Genomic DNA, 17,590 nt, shown 5'->3' with positions numbered 1-17,590 from the left:
CTCCCGCTCTTTGTGAGTGGCTCACAGCGGAAGGCGCGTACCGAGATGAGGCCGTCCGCGCTGGTCGCGAGGTCTCGAGTCGCACCTGCGTCGCCCCTCGACCGACGGAGGTGGGTCGTGCGCCCGGCGGGGGTGTCCATTCGCAGAATCGCTCTGCAACTCTGCTCCTCTGCCGATTCTGCGGAGCGACACCCCCGCCGTGCAGCGGGTCTCGAGACGCTCCTGCGTCGCTCATCGAGCGACCGAGGCGCGCGTCGGCACTCGACCGACGGGCCACGGCCCGCGCAAGTTCCCCCTGTGCGCGGGCCGCAGCCCGAGGCATCCCTAGTCGCCCTTGACGTTCACGATCTGGCGCAGCGTATGCCGCACCTTCACGAGCGAGGCCGCGTCGGCCATCACCCGGTCGATCGGCTTGTAGGCCTGCGGGATCTCGTCGATGAACGCGTCGGTGTCGCGGAACTCGATGCCGGCCATCGCCTCACGCAGCTGCTCGTGCGTGAACTCCCGCCGGGCCTTCGAGCGCGAATAGGTGCGCCCCGCGCCGTGCGGCGACGAGTTCAGCGACATCGTGTCGCCGAGCCCCTCGACCACGTACGACGCGGTGCCCATCGAACCCGGGATGAGCCCGAGCCGACCGACGTCGGCCTGGATCGCGCCCTTGCGCGACACCCACACCCGCTTGCCGAAATGCACCTCGCTCTCGGTGAAGTTGTGGTGGCAGTTGATGCGCTGCCGCTCCTCCACCGGGGTGCCCACCCACTCGGCGACCTGCCGGATGACGCGGTCCATCATCTCCTCGCGGTTGAGCCGCGCGAAGCGCTGCGCCCAGCACAGCTCGGCGATGTACCTCGTGAACTCGGGCGAACCCTCGACGAGGTACGCCAGGTCGGGGTGCGGCAGCTCGATCCACCACTGCTTCGCGAGCCGCTGCGCGACCGTGATGTGGTGCTGCGCGATCTTGTTGCCCACGCCCCGGCTGCCCGAGTGCAGGAACAGCCAGACCCGGTCGGCCTCGTCGAGCGACACCTCGATGAAGTGGTTGCCGCTGCCGAGCGAACCGAGCTGCTCGCGCCAGTTGCCCGCGTACCGCGCCGGGTCGAAGCCCTTCGCCTCGGCGAGGGTCTCGAGCTCGGCGACGCGCGGCGCAGCCGTGGCAACGATCTTGCGGTTGTGCTTGCCGGCCGACAGCGGGATGGCGCGCTCGATCTGCTCCCTGACCTCCCGCCGGTCGGCGGGCAGGTCGGACGCCTCGAACTGCGTCTGCACCGCGATCATGCCGCAGCCGATGTCGACGCCGACCGCCGCCGGGATGATCGCGCCGAGCGTCGGGATGACCGAACCCACCGTGGCCCCGAGGCCGAGGTGCGCGTCGGGCATGAGCGCGAGGTGCGGGTAGATGAACGGCATCGTCGACGAGACGCGGGCCTGCTCGACGGTCTGCTCGTCGAGCAGGCTCGCCCACGAGACGAGCCGATCGGAGATCTTCTCCATGTTCCTTTCCTGTCTGGTTGCGCGCGCTCCGCGGATGCGGGCGTCGCGGTTGCGAGTTCCTCGGGCCCGAGGGTCTCGTCGCGCGCAGACAGAGAAACACCCCGGGCCTCGAGCGGCACGGGGTGACGGATTCGCGAATGGTCGCGGCGTCAGGGTGCCTGGTCGAGAAGCTGGTCGAGTTCACGGGTGAATCCGCGCTGGGCGGGCTCGTTCATGGGCTCGACGAAGGCCGGCTTGTTCGTGCGCTGCAGATACACGCTCATGGCCGCCTCCATTCCAGATTCCGGGGATGCTGCGCGGTTGGCGCAGCTTTGCGACACTAGCGGGCCGTCGGGGCGAGGGTCAAGGGCGAGTTTCTGTCGGCCAAGCCATCAGCAACATCTCTTCGGCGTAGATGAGCAGGTCCTCACGGCTGTCGGTGAGGATCACGGACTCTTCGCCGTGCACCTCGACGGTCCAGTCCACGATCTCCTCTGCCGAGCGGAGGTCGAGATGACGGATCAGGCTGACGATGTCCTTCCTGTCTTTCGCTCGGCCGGCCGCGACCTTCATCGCCAGGAGCCAGCGCGGTGACGCCAGCCTCACCGTCAATCCGCCCATCTCAATGACCCGAGCTTCAGTGTCGTCGGTCTGCGCCCAAGACGGAACGTACGAATGTACGCGTGAACTCAGCCAGCCGGAGGGGAGTCCACGCTCCTCCGCAATCTCGTTCGCGAGTTCGAGCGCGAGGGCACGGTTGGAGAGCAGAGCATCGACATCCTCCGTCGCTGCGCGAAAGCCGAGTCCGATCGCAATCGCGCCACCTCCGACGACGTACGCGTCAACGTGCTCGTGCATGGCTTCGAGCCGATCGCCCAGATCCTGCAGCAGCTCGCGTATCTGGTCCGCACTGAGGAGGAATCCTCCGTCGTCAGACTGCGGCAAGATCACGCTCCCGCATCAAGATGCCCTTGGACGCAAGCTCCGGATCTGCTTGGCGCCTGATCAAATTCAGGAACTGTTCAGTAGGCTCGCCAGGCATCGCGGGAAGCCATTCGCTCGTGAGCGCAGGCTTCCGCGTCCATGCCGGCGGCCTGATCCCGCGCTTCTTCGCACGCTCAGCGATCGCCGTCGCGAGCAGTGTGTCCCACCTCTCGTCGCCGGTCGTCGCCGGAGCACGGAGGAAATCGGCGACCTCTTCACGCGTGCTGGCTTCGTCGAAATGCGTCAGTGCTTGAACCGCAAGCCTGAGCGCCGTGTCCTCGTCACCCGCGTCGATCCAACGCGCGATTCGCTCCGCCGCCGATCGCGCGGTCATGAGGTGCTTCGAGGCCATCGGCGCATCTTGGGCTTCGGCGGCGAGCTCAGCGCCCATCGCACGCAGAGCACGCTTCAACGTGGAGAGCCGGATCGTGTCATCACGCTCGGACCTCTCCATCTGCGAGATTGCGCCGGGAGTGACGTGAAGGAGCTTGGCGAGGTCGTAGATCGTCAGGCCGCGCCTCGTGCGCATATCCCTGATCATGGTCGACATCTCAAGACCCTCCTGTATAGCTATAACTATACACCGATGCACTTCCGGGGTGGTCTCGATACGGCGCTTCGCGCCGACTCGACCGGCGAGGCGGTGGTCTCGATACGGCGCTGCGCGCCTACTCGACCGACGGGTTGGCGGCGAAAGGTCACAACTGGGTCACTTGTCCCACTCGGGTATTGACCCGGTGGTAACGAGCATCGAGGATGACTGAACCCGACCCACGTCACGATGGAGTGCCATGCGCGCGTTGCGCCGCCCGATCGTCGCCGTTGCTGCGACGACCCTGCTGCTGATCATCCAGGCCGCGATCGACCCGACCGGCCTGCTCGCACTCGTCGGCTGGCCCGGCGGCACCCCGCGTGTCGACCTCTGGTGGCCGGTCGCACGGTACGTCGTGTTCGTGCCGGTCATGCTCGCCGTCGTGTGGTGGGCGGCCGTGCGCGCGGGCGACCGGTTCTGGACCCTCACTGCGGGCGTCGTGCTCGCCGCACTGCTCGCGCAGGCTGCCGCCGCCTTCGCGATGACCGGGGATGCCGCGCTCGCGGCCTGGGCGGGCGGCTACGTCACGGCGAAGGCGGTGCCGACGGCGTTGATCGTGGCTGGGGTTGTGCGGGTGGTGGAGGCTGTCGTTGCTCGGCGGCGTGGTCTCGATACGGCGCTTCGCGCCTACTCGACCGACGGAGTCACCGTGTGGCCGGGGGCGATCGCGGTGGGCGCGGTGGCGCCGCTGCTCGCGGGGTCGTGGTGGACGGGCGCGACGTACGCTCCCGGCATCCCGACGCCGCGGCCTGAAGACGGCCCGATCTCGATGCTCGTCTCGATGGCGCTGCTCATCGGCGCCGCGTGGCTCGCGATGCGGTGGATGCGCCGGCGCGTGCCGGGCTTCCTCGGCACCTGGCTCGGCGCCCTCGTCGCGGGCGGACTGTTCGGACTCGTGCAGGGCATCGTCGGGCTCGTCGTCGACGACGGGTTCCGCGGCGACCTCTGGCCGCTCATGGCGACCTACATCCACGTCGCCGACGGACTCGCGTTCGGCGCCTGCACCGGGTGGATCGCGGGCGTCGTGGCCCTCGTCGCCGATCGGGTGGTCGCGCGGCGGGCGGCGCGTGGTGGTTTCGAGACGCGTCCTCCTTCGTCGGACGCTCCTCAACCAGCGGAGAAGAGTCCGTCGGGCGCTCCTCAACCGGCGACGTCGGCACGCATCGCGGCGGGCGTCGGCATCGGCGTGGCCGTCGTCGCGGTGACGGCGATCACCGCCTCGCTCCTCGCCCCGGCGGCGCCGGCGGTCGCGACCGCCCAGAACGAGGCATCCGTGCCCGCCGGATTCTTGCGCGTCGAAGACGGGCGCTTCACCGACGGCGAGGGGCACCAGGTGCTGCTGCGCGGCGTGAACGTCAACCAGCTCGTCGACTTCTACCAAGCGCGCCCCGAGGTGCCCGCGACCCGCGAGCTCACCGAGCAGGACTATGCCGACATGGCCTCGTACGGCTTCAACGTCGTGCGGCTCGGCCTCTCGTGGTCGGCGCTCGAGCCGACGCAGGGCGAGCTCGACCCCGAGTACCTCGCCACGGTGAAGCAGGCGGTCGCGTGGGGCGAGCAGTACGGCATCCGCACGGTGCTCGACATGCACCAGGACGGCTGGTCGAACCTGCCGACCGCCGACGGCACCGTGTGCCGCCCCGGCACCGACCCGATGTGGGGCTACGACGGCGCACCCGAATGGGCGACCCACTGGGACGACGCACCGCGCTGCTCGTTCACGGGCCGTGACATCTCGCCCGCCGGCGACCGCGCGTTCGAGCACTTCTGGTTCGACACCGACGACATCCAGACGGCGCTCGCCCGCACGTGGGGCGAGCTCGCGGGCGAGTTCGCCGACGACGAGTGGGTCGCGGGCTTCGACCTGCTCAACGAGCCCGGCTTCGGCGAGACGGCACCCGTCACGACGTCGAAGAAGAACGGGGAGTACTCGGCGAAGGCGATCGCGGCGATCCGGGAGGCGGGCGCGCCGCAGATCGTCTTCGTCGAGCCCAGCATCCTGTGGTCGGGACTGGGCTTCGACTCGGGACCGGCGCGCGGCTTCACCGGCGACCTCAACGTCGCGTTCTCGCCGCACCTCTACGCCGAGTCGATCACCATGGACGCCTCGCTCGGGCTGCCCACGATCGTGAGCACCGAGCGGCAGTTCGAGCTCGGCCAGCGCGTGGCCGACGAGCTCGGCATGCCGATGTGGTCGGGCGAATACGGCTACTGGGGCGACGACGCGTCGACGAAGGCGCACCTCGAGCGGTACGCGGCCGAAGAGGACGCCCGCATGCTCGGCAGCGCCTACTGGGTGTGGAAGCAAGCGTGCGGCGACCCGCAGAACGGTATCCAGGAGCTCGGCAACGGCCTGCTCTCTGAGTACTGCGAGACGGGTGAGGAGGCGCCGCGCAAGGAGCACCTGCTGAGCATCCTGTCGCGGGCGTACCCGCAGGAGGCACCCGGACGGCTCACGAGCCTGCACGCCGGGGTCTCCGGCGAGGCGGATGCCGCGGCGACGATGTCGCTCACGGGCGAGGTCGCCTCGGCGACGTGCGGGCTGCAGGTGTGGGTGCCGGGCTCTGCGGAGCCGACGGTCGAGTCGAGCGGCGTCAGCGACGTCGAGGTCGACGAGGTGCCCGGCGGCTGGCTGCTCACGGGCTGCGCCGAGGGCGAGTACTCGCTGTCGACGTCGGTCGAGTAGGCGCATCCATCGATCGAGTACCGTGGCGGTCGCCGCGGGAGGTCCCCTCCCGAGACGGCGACCACATGACCACACGAGTCTCGACGCTGCTCCCGGTCGCGACGGGTCCATTGACTAGGGTGGTGCGGTGCCCGAGATCATCCGCGTCGACCCGACGAGCCCCGCGGCCGTCGACGTGCTGCGTCACTACTTCGACGACATCATCACGCGGTACAACGGGCGCCGGGCGACCGAGGCCGACGTCGACGCCCAGCTCCTCGAGGATCCGAGCGACGACCTGGCGGGCGGCACCGGTGCGTTCTTCGTGGCGATGGGCGATGACGACGCCGTGCTCGGCTGCGCCGGCGCACGCTACGTCGACGACGACATCGCCGAGCTGACCCGGGTGTTCGTCGACCCGTCGGCGCGGGGGCTCGGGCTCGGCGCCGCGCTCGTCGGCGCCGTCGAGGCCGAAGTGCGTCGCGCGGGCCGATCGGTCGTGCGGCTCGACACCCGCTCCGACCTCGTCGAGGCCCGCGCGCTCTACGCCCGGCTCGGCTACGCCGAGGTCGCACCGTTCAACGCCGCGACCTACGCCGAGCACTGGTTTGCGAAGGACCTCTCGGACGGTCGCTGACGTCTCGGCTACGGCCGACCGGGCAGTGTCTCGCAGGCGATGTGGTCGCCGTCGGCGTCGAGCCGGGCGATGTCGCCGTAGTACGGGTAGTACTTGTCGAACCAGGCCTGTGCCTCGGGCCAGGTCGAGAAGTCGCTGCAGTCGACGTCGGCCGGCACCGAGGGCTTCGACGGCGGCTTCGGCGCGGTCGAGCACGCCGTCAGCGAACCGACGGCGTTCGAGATGACGCCGGTTCCGCCGAGCAGCACGATCGTCGACGGGTCGAGGGCGAGGATCTGGTCGCGAACGACCTTCGGCACGCACGAGCGCTGCACCAGGAACAGCGGCGAGTCCGTCGCACCGGCGAGCGCACCGCCCGCCAGCGCGTCGGCGTAGCCGGTGCCGACCGCGAGGTAGACCGTGTTCGCCGACGGGAAGACCGTCTTGTTGATCGCGACCGCCGTCGCGTAGCGGTCGGCCCCCGCGTGGCGGTTCACCGTGAACGAGCTCTGCAGGGACGACTGGATGCCGGAGCTGACGACGCCCGTGCCGCCGGCGATGCGCACCCGGTTCGTGTTGACGGCCTTCAGCGCGTCGCGCGTCGCGGAGTCGACGCTGCTGCGCTTGCCGTCGAGCAGGATCACCGGCCCGCCCTGCTTCGCGGCCGCGGCCGACGCCGACAGCGCGTCGGGGAAGTCGCGCCCGGTCGCGACGAACGAGGTGCCGCTCTTCGCCGGCGACGCCTTCGCGAGGGCTCGGCTGGTCGAGTATCGGTCGGCGCCGGCGATCCGCTGCACCGGTGCGATCGTGGCGAGCTTCTTGTGCACCGAGCCGCTCACGACTCCCGTGCCGCCCGCGATGATGATGCGCTTCGGCTTCAACCGGGTCAGCTGGTTCCACACCGACGACGGGATGTCGTACCGGCTCACGAGCAGCAGCGGACTGTCTTGGAAGCCCGCGAGGCCCGATGCCGACAGCGCATCAGGGTAGTTGGCGCCCGAGGCGACGTAGACGACCGGCACCCCGGGCTTGAACCGGCTCGCGATCGCGGCCGACGTGGCGTACCGGTCGGCGCCCGCGAGGCGGTGCACGCCTTCGGGCAGCGGGTTCACCCCGCCCGTCGGCGTCGGCGTCGGGGTCGGGGTCGGCGTCGGGCTGGGGGTTGGCGTCGCCGTCGGGGTCGGCACGTCGGTTCGCACCGCGGGCACGACCATCGTCGTCGCACCGCAGTACGAGCTCAGCAGCCCCTGCACCGCAGTCTTCTCGGCGGCGTCGACCGCGAGCTTCCATCGGTACTTCACCGTGATCCAGTCGATCGCGTACTCGCAGCGCGCCGCCGTGCTCGTCGGCACCCACTTGGCCGGATCACTGTCGGCCTTGGCCTGGTTCGCCGCCGACGTGACGAGGCGCAGCGTCTGGTCGATGCCGAGGTCGTTCGCGTAGTCGGCGCGCTGCGCGTTCGTCCACGCGTGCGCACCCGAGACCCAGGCCTCCTTCAGCGCGACGACGTGATCCATCTCGAGGGCGGCCGGGTCGGTCACCGTCGCGCCGTCGTAGAGCGAGTGCCACTCGCCGCTGACGATGGTGCACGTCCCGCTCGTGACGACCGGCGCGAGCGACTCGGCGAGCAGCACCTCCTGGCGCGTGCGGCAGCCGTCGCCGTCGGCGTCGAGCCCTTCCGCGAAGAGGTCACGGTTGTAGGCCACGGTCGCCGGCGCGAGCACCTGCAGTTCGCCGAGCAGGGCGGACGGGGCGACGGTCGACCCCGGGGTCGCGGCGGTCGCCGCCATCGGAGTGAGCGCCCCGATGAGGGCGACGGCGGGCACGACGACGAGCGCGGAGATGAGACGGTGCATTTCGAATCCAGACGAGGAGAAGCTGAACTCCTCACGGTATTCACGCGCGTTCGACGAAACGCCGGAAGTCCCCCGGATTGGGGGCCGTCATCCCGCCGTTTGTACCCCGGACTGGGGCGCTTACGCCCCGAGCATCTCGCGGGCGTGGCGGTACTTGTCGGCGAGGCGCTGCTGGGTTTCGAAGTCGAGCTTGCGCACGCGCCAGGCGGCGGAGTTGTCGTCGACGTCGGCGATCTTCACGCTGCGGGCGATCGCGTGGCGACGGATGCGGCCGTAGTACTCGGCCTCGGGCAGCTCGGGCGTGCGCGAGAGCAGCACGACCACGTCGACGACCTCGGGCAGCACGCCGGCCTCGAGCAGCTCCTGCGCGGTGACGTCGGTGTGCTCGAGCACGTCGTGCAGCCACGCGGCCGCGGTCGCGACCGGCTCGGCGATCGGGTCGAAGCGCTCGGCGACGCGGCCCGGGTGGTCGATGTACGCCGCGCCGACCTTGTCGACCATGCCGCGGTGCGCGACGAACGCGATCCCCTTCGCGAGCGCGACCTGCGCGGCCGCCGCGACGACGGCGTCGGCGTCGGGCTGGGGCGCGACGGCCCAGATCGGCGTCACGGATGCTCCGCCACCGGGCTGCTCGAATGCGTTCGTTCCCGTCACCATGCGTTCGGTCTCCTCGTTCACGTCGGTTCGTTCGGTCGGGTCGGTCGGGGGCCGGTCGCCGGCCGGTTCGGGCGCGGCGACGGTCGCGAGCGGCGTCGGCTCGGGCGCCGCGGGCGCCGGTGCGCGCCACCACGGCGTGCCGGCGATCGGAGCGGCCGCGGGTTCGGGATCGGGGTCGAACGGCCACTCGGCCTCGAACTCGGCCGGCGCCACGGGTTGCGGCTGCGGCTGCGGCTGCGGTTGCGGGCTCCACTCGACCGTCGGCATGATCGGCCGGGGTTCGGGTTCGATCGGCGCGGATGCCTCGGGCGCGTCGGCCTCGTCGACGTCGGCGTCGATCTGGGCGACGGGCAGGAGGCTCGCGAGCAGCGGTTCGGGCTCGGAGGCCGACTCGGGCTCGATCGCCGGCTCGGGCTCGATCGCCGGCTCGGGCTCGGCCACCACTTCGACGGGCTCGGGTGCCGGCTCGACGGCCCTCGGGGCCGGCCGCGCGTCGACCGACGGCGCGGGATCGAAGAGCGACTCGAAGCCGAACTCGAACTCGGGCTCCAACTCGGCCTCGGCCGCGGGCTCGGGCTCCGACGCGGCGATGGCGGAGAGCGGTGCGGGCTCGGGGTCGACCGACGCGGGCGACAGGGGCGACTCGAGCTCCGGCACGGGGGCCGTCATCCCGGTCTCCTCGACGAGGGCGGCGAACTCCGCGGCCGCGGGATGCATCGAGTCCGCGGCATCGGGGGCCGCCTCCTCGGCGGCCGCCGCCTCGGCCTCGACCTCGGCGAGCGGGTCGCGCCCGCGGACGGTGCGCACGAAGCCGAGCTCCGCCTCGAGCTCGGCCATCTCGCGGGCGTCGAGCTCGAGCAGCGAGCGAGCGTCGCCGAGGCTGCGGTGCACGAAGTAGTCCTCGTCGACCTCGGCGAGCCGCGCGCCGTCGCTCGTCGTGAAGTAGCGACGTCGGGCGCCGTCGGTGACCGCGACGATGACCTCGACGAAGTCGCCGCTCGGCACCTCGCAGCAGAGGTAGTAGCGCTGCTGCTCGGGCGATGCGGCGGTGGCGGCGCCGGTCGTGACGATCGGCACGGCACGAGCCGGCCCGCCCTGGCCCGGCGAGGTCGCCGGCGCGGACGGCGCGGTCGTCGAACCGGCGCGCTGCGCGGTCGGCTGCGCCCAGCCGGTCGCAGCCGGAGCGGGCAGTCTCCGGGGGCGCAGTGTTCCACCCAGCTCGGCACTCCGTCGCGCGGCACGCGACGTCAGATCGTTCGCCGACGCACCATCACCGGGTGCAGACGGCTCGTCGGCGTGGATCGTCATGGTGGCTCCTGGGGGTGGGCGCCGGGCGGGTAGGGGTGCGGCCGAGGGGTGCGGCACGCCCCTCCGATGGTAGGCGGTTCACGCGCGGGATACGAGAACCACGCGAGCGGGTCGGCTTCTTCGTCGCGGCCATCCGCGACGAGTTCTGGCTCTGCCGGTTACCGGCGTACCGGTCAGTCCTCGGGTTCCTGGAAGACCGTGATCTGCAGGCCCGCCGGGGCGGCGAGGCGGGAGTTGATCGAGCGCCACGGCGTCTCGCGTGGGGTCGCGAGCAGCTCGGCTCCCCCGTCGACGAGCTCGTCGGTCACGGCCGCCGTGTCGGCGACCTCGAACGCGACCCGCAGGTGCGGGCTGCGCACGCCGTCGGTCTCGACGCGGTCGATGTACTCGACCTGCGCCGGGTTCGAGAGCTCGAGCGTCGCCCGGCCGGCGTCGAGGATCATCACGCGAGCGCCGCCGTCGGCCTCGTACGCCTCCTCCTCGGGGAGGCCGAGCACGTCGCGGTAGAAGGCCACCGCCGCCTCCCAGTCGTCGGCCTCGACCACGAGGCGGAGCTGGCGCACGCGGCGCGGGGACTGTTCGTCGGTCGTCATATCGGAACCCTACGGGTATCGCGCAGCTCGACCAGCGGTGGGGGTTTCGAGACGCGTCGCCCTGCCGCGTCGGCGCTCCTCAACCAGCACGGGCGGCTGTGGGGTTTCGACAACGCATTCGCCCGGGGCATCCGGGCAGCGCACAATCGGAGGCATGCGCATGACTCCCCGTCGCCTCGCCATCGGCATGAGCCTGTGGATTCCGAACCTGTTCAGCGGCATCCGCGTGAGGCGCATCTCCGACGACTGGACGAGCGCGACCGTCGAGCTGCACGTCAACCTCTTCACGCGCAACTACGTGAAGACCGCGTTCGGCGGGTCGATGTCGGCGATGACCGACCCCTACTACTTCATGCTCGTCATGCACCAGCTCGGCCGCGACTACGTCGTGTGGGACACGCGCGGCGAGATCGAGTTCGTGAAGCCCGGCCGCGGCGTGCTCACCGCCCACTTCGAGGTGCCGCGCGAGAAGGCCGACGAGCTGCGCCAGCGCGCCCACGGCGGCGCGAAGGTGCTCGAGTGGTTCGAGACCGACATCACCGACCGGTCGGGCGACGTCGTCGCGCGCGTGCGCCGCGAGGTCTACGTGCGCGAGAAGCGACGGGTGACCGAAGCGCGCTGAGTCGGGTTAGATGGAGACGTCGTACGGTCACCCCGAAGCGACCCGCGACGCAATGCCCATCGACGAAGACGAGGTTTGCGGATGACGACACGGCGCCCCTACAGCGCACGAACGGCAGTCCTGGCGGCATCCCCATTGCTGCTCGCCGTCTCGCTCACCGCCTGCACGCCGTCGCAGCCCGACTCCCCCGAACCCACGAGCCCGGTGGTGCAGCTCGGCGCACCGGGCGAGCCGAACCGCACGCTCTCGCCCGACGAGGCCGCGGGCCTCGACGCACCCGAGCACAACGAGGCCGACTCGGCGTTCATGCTCGCCATGATCCGCCACCACGAGCAGGCCATCGAGATGACCGCGCTCGTCGACGACCGCACCGACGATCGCGACATCCGGCTGCTCGCCGAACGCATGTCGGTGAGCCAGGCCGATGAGCAGACCCAGATCACGACCTGGCTGCAGGAGCGGTCGGTGCCCGTCAACGGCGACGGCAGCGGCCACGGCGACCACGACGCGGAGTCGATGCCGGGCATGCTCACCGACGAGCAGTTCGACGAGCTCGAGGCGGCCGAGGGCGACGAGTTCGACCGGCTGTTCCTGACGTACATGATCATGCACCACGAGGGCGCCGTGCAGATGGTCGACGAGCTCTACGCGGCCGGCGGCGGACAGGAGTCGGCGACCGACCAGTTCGCACGTCACGTCGAGTCAGACCAGGGCATCGAGATCGCGCGGATGCAGCAGATGCTCGCCGAGCGCACGGGCTGACGCCGGGCGGGGCGGGGCTCGCGGCATCCACCGTCGAGTGCCGTGCGACCGGCCCGCGCACGCGACGCACGGCCAGGAGGCCCGGCGGTCGTCGACCGCCGGGCCTCCTTCGTCGGTGGCGAGGCCGACGCGGCCTCACCACCGACGACTCACCGGAACGTCGCCGCCAGCGCCCGCAGCGCCTGCACGACCTCGGAGTCGGCGGGGAGGCCGGACTCGCGCGCCGCGTTGGTGAGCTGCGCCACGACCGCACGGTCGGCCGCCGAACCGTCGGCCAGCTGCTCGCCCGTGGCGAGGTACTCGCGCACCTCGGCGAGCGCCTCACCGGTCAGGCTGCCGTCGCGCTCGGCCTGGTCGACGTACGAACCGGCCACCGCGAAGCTCGGTGCGTGCACGACGCCCGGCTGCAGTTGCGCGTTGAACTCGTCGAACCGCACCTCGCCGGCCGCCTCGATCTCGTTCGCCGACAGCTGGTCGCTCGGGGTGAGCGCCATCGTGTCGAACCCGCGCGCGATCTCGCTGCCGAGCACGTTGCCGTTGTACCAGTACGTCGACCAGTAGCCGCCGAGGTTGATGCGATCGGTGCTCGGGGTGTTGATCGGACCGCGGTCGAGGTAGGCGATCTCGGTCGGGTTCGCCGAGTCGGTGAAGTCGATCACCGACAGGCCGCCCTGGTACCAGGCCTGCACCATGATGTCGCGACCGGGCACGGGGATGAGCGAGCCGTTGTGGGCCACGCAGTTCTCCACGGCCTTCTGCGGCACCGGCAGCTTGTAGTAGCTCGCGAACTGCAGTTTGCCGTCGACGATGTCGAAGATCGCGTCGGCGCCCCACTCGGGCTGGTCGGTCGAGCGGCAACGCGCGGCCGTGCCGCCGCCCCACTCGTCGGTGAAGATGACCTTCGTGCCGTCGTTGTTGAACGTCGCCGAGTGCCAGTACGAGAAGTTCGGGTCGGCGACCGCGTCGACGCGCACCGGGTTCACCGGGTCGGAGATGTCGAGCAGGATGCCGTTGCCCTGGCAGGCGCCGGCCGCGAGCCCGATCTCGGGGTACGCGGTGATGTCGTGGCACGTGTTCGTGTTCGGCGTCGGACTGTAGGGGGTCGGCCCGTAGACGGAGGAGCTGGGGTGCAGCGCCGTGCCGGGCAGCGTGTTCTGCAGTCCGTTGTACGCGCCGGTCTCGGCATCGGCGAAGATCCTCGGCTGGCTCACGACCGCCGCCGTGTCGGGCGCCGCGAGCGGCACCTTGATGACGTCGATGCGCCACTGCGTCGGGTTGCCCGAGGTGACGGGATCGGTCGTCAGCGCCGCGTTCTCGCACCCCGCGAGCTCGAGGCCCGAGCGCACGCCCGCGGTGCCCGAGTTGTAGATGTACAGGTTGTCGGCGTCATCGGGATCGGTCACGAGCGTGTGCGTGTGCGAACCGCGACACGTCTGCACACCGGGCAGCTGCACGGGATTGTCGAGGTCGCTGATGTCGAAGATGCGCACGCCGCGGAACCGCTCGGCGTTCACCTGCCCCGGGGCGCCCTGCGTGCCGCAGTCGATGCGGCCGCGCGTCTCCTCGACCGACATGAACAGCAGGTCGCCGTAGACCGAGACGTCGCCCTGCCCGCCCGGGCACACGAACGATGAACGCAGCGTCGGCTCGGTGGGGTCGGAGACGTCGTAGACCTGGAATCCGTTGAAGCTGCCGACGATCGCGTAGTCGCCGCTGAAGGCGAGGTCGGAGTTGACGAACCCGAAGTTGCCGGGCGCGCCGTCGAAGGGGCCGGTGCGCGGTGTGCTCGACAGCAGCTCGAGGTTGCTCGACGCGACCTCGGCATCGAGGTAGCCGGCGGGCAGGTCGACCCGGGGGTCGTCTTCGGCGGCGGCCGCAGTGGCGGTCATCAGCGACGCCCCCAGCAGCAGGGCGCCGGCCGCAGCGAGCACGCGTCGTCGCGCGTTCGGAGGTCGTTGTTCGGATCTCATCGTGTGGTCCTCATCTCTCGTTACGGCAGAACATTGCGTTTCGACACAACGATCGAGCCCTCCGATGGACGGGCGGCCACAACCCCGTGGGCGCCCGCGGCCCCGGAAGGCCGACCATGCCCCCCAAACTAGCGACATGCGCGGGGTCGGCGCAGCCGGTATTTCGGGGGACAGGAGCCGTCGAGTCGGGAAGCGCCCGACACGTCGTGTCGGCGCTGCTCAGCCGGCGGAGGTCTCCGGCGGGGCGGCGACAGACGCCCGCTCGATGTACCGCGTCTCGAGCGTGTGCAGCTCGGTGCGATCGCGTTCGCCGTCGATCGTCGCGAACAGCAGTTCGGCCGCTCGAGTGCCGAGGGCGAGCATCGGCTGCTCGATCATCGTGAGCGGCGGCTCGATCACGGCCGCCCACGAGCTGTCGTCGAACCCGATGAGCGACACGTCGCGCGCGACCTGCAGGCCCGCGGTGCGCAGTGCGCGCAACGACCCCGTCATGGCATCGGTCTCGGTACAGAACAGCGCCGTCGGCGGATCGGGCAGTGCGAGCATGCGCGCCACCTCGGTCTCGGCCCGCTCCTCGACCTTCGGACCGACCATCACGAGATCCGCGTCGAACGCGACCCCCTCATCATCGAGTGCGTCGAGGTAGCCCTGGAGGCGTTCGCCGTCGGTCCAGAGATCGCGGGCCGCGGCATCCACCAGGTCGCGCCGACGACGCGGGCGTTCGTCGACCGGGGGCCCCCACACGAACCCGATGCGACGGTGCCCCGCCTCGATCAACCGGCTCACCGCCTCGCGTGTGGCGGCCCGGTTGTCGCTGACGACGGCGTCGAGGTCGAGGCCCGGAACGGCGCGGTCGACGAGCACGACGGGGATGCCGTGGCTGCGCGCACGTTCGAGGTGGGCCGCCGACGCCGGGTCGAGCGCGGCTGACGCGACGACGAGCCCGTCGACGCGCTTGTCGATCAGCAGGTCGGTGGCCGCGACCTCTTCGGCGAGCGCCTCGTAGGTACTCACGACGAGGGTGTCGAATCCGCGGGAACGCGCCGCGTCGGAGATACCCCGCACGACCCCGCCGAAGAAGGGGTTGGCGATGTCGGCCACGATCACGCCGATCGTGTGGCTCACGCCCGTCGACATGCTGCGGGCGAGCGCATTCGCGCGGTAGCCGATGCGTTCGGCCGCCGCGAGCACCCGCTCGCGCACCTCGGGGCTCACATACCCGTAGCCGCCCAGCGTGCGCGCGGCCGTCGACCGGCCGACACCTGCCTCGGCGGCGACCTCGGAGATCGTCGGCGGCGCGGCGCGCTCAGCAGTCATCGCCCTCGCCCCTCTCCGCGTCACGGGTTCACCACATGCTAGCGGCGGCATTCGTCGGACGGCTGCGCCCGAACGCCCCCTCGACGAAGCACTGGTCGTGCGCCGCGTCGGCGCCCGCGGCGAGTGCCGTCTGCAGGGCGGATGCCTCGGGCGCGACGCCGCGCCGCCAGCCGGCGCCGTGCAGGGCGACCAGGAAGCCCGCGACGAAGGCGTCGCCGCATCCCATCGTGTCGACCATGCCGGCGTCGTCGGCGATCAGTCGGGCGGGTGCCGTGCACCGCGCCCGGCCGTCGGTCACCAGGGCGCCTTCGGTGCCGCGCGTGCCGAGCGCGAGCCGGGCACCACGTCGCACCGCATGGTCGAGCACCGCGAACGACGCATCCTCGTCGAGCTCCGAGCACGAGAGCAGCACGAGGTCGGCGAACGGGGCGACCCGATCGAGGTACTGCGGCGTGCGGAACTCGGGCTCGCTCGACAGGTCGAAGCTGACGAGCACGTCGTGGTCGCGCAGCCGCGGCAACTGCGATTCGGTGCCCGAGTAGACGCTCGAGTGCACGACGTCGAAACCCGCGACGTAGGCCTCGCGACCGTCGTCGAGATCGATCGGCTCGCGCACCGTGATGCCGCCGCCGTTCCAGCCGAGGAAGACGCGGTCGCCATCGACGACCTGCAGGGTGGAGACTCCCGACTCCCCCCTGCGGACGATACTGCGTGCGGTGCCGACCCCGGCGTCCTCGATCGACGCCCGCAGGTACGCGCCCAGTTCATCGTCGCCGAACACGCCGAGGTACTCGGCGTGCGCGCCGAGACGTCCGGCGTAGACCGCCACGTTGACAGCGTTGCCGCCCGGGTAGTCGAGCCCGCGGTCGAGGAAGCGATCGACGATGTTGTCGCCGAAGCCGAGCACACGCATCAGTACGTCACCTGCGATCGATCAGTAGTCCATGACCCGGTAGTAGCGGCGCAGGTCGAGCGAGTGGTCGCGCACGCGCTCGAGGTGCTTCGACACCCGGCCCATGATCGTGTCGAGCACGATCGGAGCGATGAGCGCACGGTTCTCGGGGCTGAAGCCGTCGAGCGCGTAGTCGCGGGTGTCGAACACCGATACGTCGTTCGAAATGCGCTTGGCGAACGCCTCGGCACGGTCGGTGAGCGGGCGCGTCGCATCCTCGCCCTGGAAGAGGATGACGGCGGTGTCCTCCTCGAGCAGCTCGAGGGAGCCGTGGAAGAACTCGGCACTGTGCACGCGGGTCGTGCGCAGCCACTGCATCTCCTCGAGGATGCACATCGAGTACAGGTAGGTGAACGCCCAGATCGGGCCGCCGCCGATGAGGAAGTAGTAGTCCGTGTCGCGGTGGGCCTCGGCGAACGCCGCCGCGACCGGCTCAGCCTGCTCGGCGACGGCCACAAGCGCGTCCGGCAGGTTGACGAGTTCGTCGGCGAGCGACGCGTAGCCCTCGAACTCGCCACGCCGCTCGAGCAGGCGCCCGACGAAGAGCAGCAGCTGCATGTCGAACGGCCAGGTCTTGGGCTCGGAGATGAGTGCGTGGTCGACGCCCTTCGCGATCGGCGACTCGGGGTAGCCGGTGAACGCGATCGTCGTCGCGCCGGTCGCCCGCACGACGTCGATCGCCGCGACGACGTCCTCCGTGGTGCCCGAGACCGAGGTGAACACGACCGCGGAGTTCGCTCCGAGCAGCGCGTCGCCGGTGAGCACGAGTTCGGCCGCGATCGCGGCGCGCACCGACAGGCTCGAGCGTTCTCTCGCGAGCAGCTCGTACGGCCACATCTGGGCGTACGTGCCACCCGAGCCGACGAGCAGCACGTTGTCGACGCCGTTCGCGAGGAGCTCGTCGACGAGCTGCTCGATGCGGGGGCGGAGGGCGACGGCGCTGGCCGTCTGGCTGCGGAACGCGGTTTCGTCGAAGCCGAGCATCGTTGGTCCTTTCGAGGAGGGTCCGGCCGCGGCATCCCCACGGGGTGTGGCGGCGATTGTGGTACCGGTGTCAGGTCGCCATCATGCTGACACACCGTGGCTGACTCGTCAAACATCCGCTTGAAATCGCGCCTCTCATCGGAATCAGGATAATCTTTCGCTCAGATCTGGTACCGGTATCAGATTCGAGTTACACTCGCTCCCCAAGGCATTCACCGAATCCAACGACGGGCCGGTGGCCG

14 protein-coding genes are annotated in these 17,590 nt (G+C 70.6%); 4 read left to right on the top strand and 10 right to left on the bottom strand.

What is annotated here, in order from left to right; all coding sequences use genetic code 11:
* Positions 1-324 precede the first annotated feature (324 nt).
* The 3 genes from AC3RJ6_RS08965 to AC3RJ6_RS08955 form a co-directional block, all read right to left on the bottom strand.
* Positions 325-1,491, bottom strand: a complete 1,167-nt coding sequence (locus tag AC3RJ6_RS08965; protein ID WP_491426678.1) for an RtcB family protein — start codon at positions 1,489-1,491, stop codon at positions 325-327.
* Positions 1,492-1,833: 342 nt separating this feature from the next.
* Positions 1,834-2,421, bottom strand: coding sequence for a DUF6036 family nucleotidyltransferase (locus AC3RJ6_RS08960; RefSeq protein WP_491426677.1), 588 nt, complete (start codon positions 2,419-2,421; stop codon positions 1,834-1,836).
* Positions 2,402-3,004, bottom strand: coding sequence for a helix-turn-helix domain-containing protein (locus AC3RJ6_RS08955; protein ID WP_491426675.1), 603 nt, complete (start codon positions 3,002-3,004; stop codon positions 2,402-2,404). Before AC3RJ6_RS08955 ends, AC3RJ6_RS08960 begins: the two co-directional genes overlap by 20 nt.
* Positions 3,005-3,245: 241 nt before the next feature.
* Between AC3RJ6_RS08955 and AC3RJ6_RS08950 the strand changes: the two genes are divergently transcribed.
* Together AC3RJ6_RS08950 and AC3RJ6_RS08945 are read left to right on the top strand one after the other, a co-directional pair.
* Positions 3,246-5,732 (top strand): glycoside hydrolase family 5 protein, encoded by a 2,487-nt coding sequence (locus AC3RJ6_RS08950; RefSeq protein ID WP_491426674.1) that lies wholly within the window; start codon positions 3,246-3,248, stop codon positions 5,730-5,732.
* 127 nt (positions 5,733-5,859) lie between these two features.
* Positions 5,860-6,348 (top strand): GNAT family N-acetyltransferase, encoded by a 489-nt coding sequence (locus tag AC3RJ6_RS08945; protein ID WP_491426673.1) that lies wholly within the window; start codon positions 5,860-5,862, stop codon positions 6,346-6,348.
* 8 nt (positions 6,349-6,356) lie between these two features.
* On the opposite strand, the gene AC3RJ6_RS08940 is transcribed toward AC3RJ6_RS08945, so the two are convergent.
* The 3 genes from AC3RJ6_RS08940 to AC3RJ6_RS08930 form a co-directional block, all read right to left on the bottom strand.
* Positions 6,357-8,183 (bottom strand): cell wall-binding repeat-containing protein, encoded by a 1,827-nt coding sequence (locus AC3RJ6_RS08940; RefSeq protein ID WP_491426672.1) that lies wholly within the window; start codon positions 8,181-8,183, stop codon positions 6,357-6,359.
* A gap of 120 nt (positions 8,184-8,303) precedes the next feature.
* Positions 8,304-10,148, bottom strand: a complete 1,845-nt coding sequence (locus AC3RJ6_RS08935; protein WP_491426671.1) for a hypothetical protein — start codon at positions 10,146-10,148, stop codon at positions 8,304-8,306.
* A gap of 173 nt (positions 10,149-10,321) precedes the next feature.
* Complete coding sequence (locus tag AC3RJ6_RS08930) at positions 10,322-10,741, bottom strand: VOC family protein (RefSeq protein ID WP_491426670.1); 420 nt, start codon at positions 10,739-10,741, stop codon at positions 10,322-10,324.
* 160 nt (positions 10,742-10,901) lie between these two features.
* On the opposite strand from AC3RJ6_RS08930, the gene AC3RJ6_RS08925 reads away from it, so the two are divergent.
* Together AC3RJ6_RS08925 and AC3RJ6_RS08920 are read left to right on the top strand one after the other, a co-directional pair.
* On the top strand, positions 10,902-11,363 hold the full coding sequence (locus tag AC3RJ6_RS08925; RefSeq protein WP_491426669.1) for a DUF4442 domain-containing protein: 462 nt from the start codon (positions 10,902-10,904) through the stop codon (positions 11,361-11,363).
* An 81-nt stretch (positions 11,364-11,444) separates the two neighbouring features.
* Entirely contained in the window at positions 11,445-12,125 is a 681-nt protein-coding gene (locus tag AC3RJ6_RS08920; protein WP_491426668.1) for a DUF305 domain-containing protein, read from the top strand.
* Between the two features lie 149 nt (positions 12,126-12,274).
* Here AC3RJ6_RS08920 and AC3RJ6_RS08915 read toward each other — a convergent pair whose 3' ends face one another.
* The 4 genes from AC3RJ6_RS08915 to AC3RJ6_RS08900 all read right to left on the bottom strand — a co-directional run bounded on the left by AC3RJ6_RS08915 (position 12,275) and on the right by AC3RJ6_RS08900 (position 17,348).
* The gene (locus AC3RJ6_RS08915; protein ID WP_491426667.1) at positions 12,275-14,095 is read right to left on the bottom strand and encodes an LVIVD repeat-containing protein; all 1,821 of its coding nucleotides are present in this window, start codon (positions 14,093-14,095) and stop codon (positions 12,275-12,277) included.
* 219 nt (positions 14,096-14,314) lie between these two features.
* Positions 14,315-15,412, bottom strand: a complete 1,098-nt coding sequence (locus AC3RJ6_RS08910; protein WP_491426666.1) for a LacI family DNA-binding transcriptional regulator — start codon at positions 15,410-15,412, stop codon at positions 14,315-14,317.
* Positions 15,413-15,440: 28 nt separating this feature from the next.
* Complete coding sequence (locus AC3RJ6_RS08905) at positions 15,441-16,325, bottom strand: PfkB family carbohydrate kinase (RefSeq protein ID WP_491426665.1); 885 nt, start codon at positions 16,323-16,325, stop codon at positions 15,441-15,443.
* Positions 16,326-16,346: 21 nt separating this feature from the next.
* The gene (locus AC3RJ6_RS08900; protein WP_491426664.1) at positions 16,347-17,348 is read right to left on the bottom strand and encodes an SIS domain-containing protein; all 1,002 of its coding nucleotides are present in this window, start codon (positions 17,346-17,348) and stop codon (positions 16,347-16,349) included.
* Positions 17,349-17,590 lie beyond the last annotated feature (242 nt).

This window comes from Agromyces cucurbitae (assembly GCF_058349945.1).
This window is presented reverse-complemented; position numbering and strand designations above follow the sequence as displayed.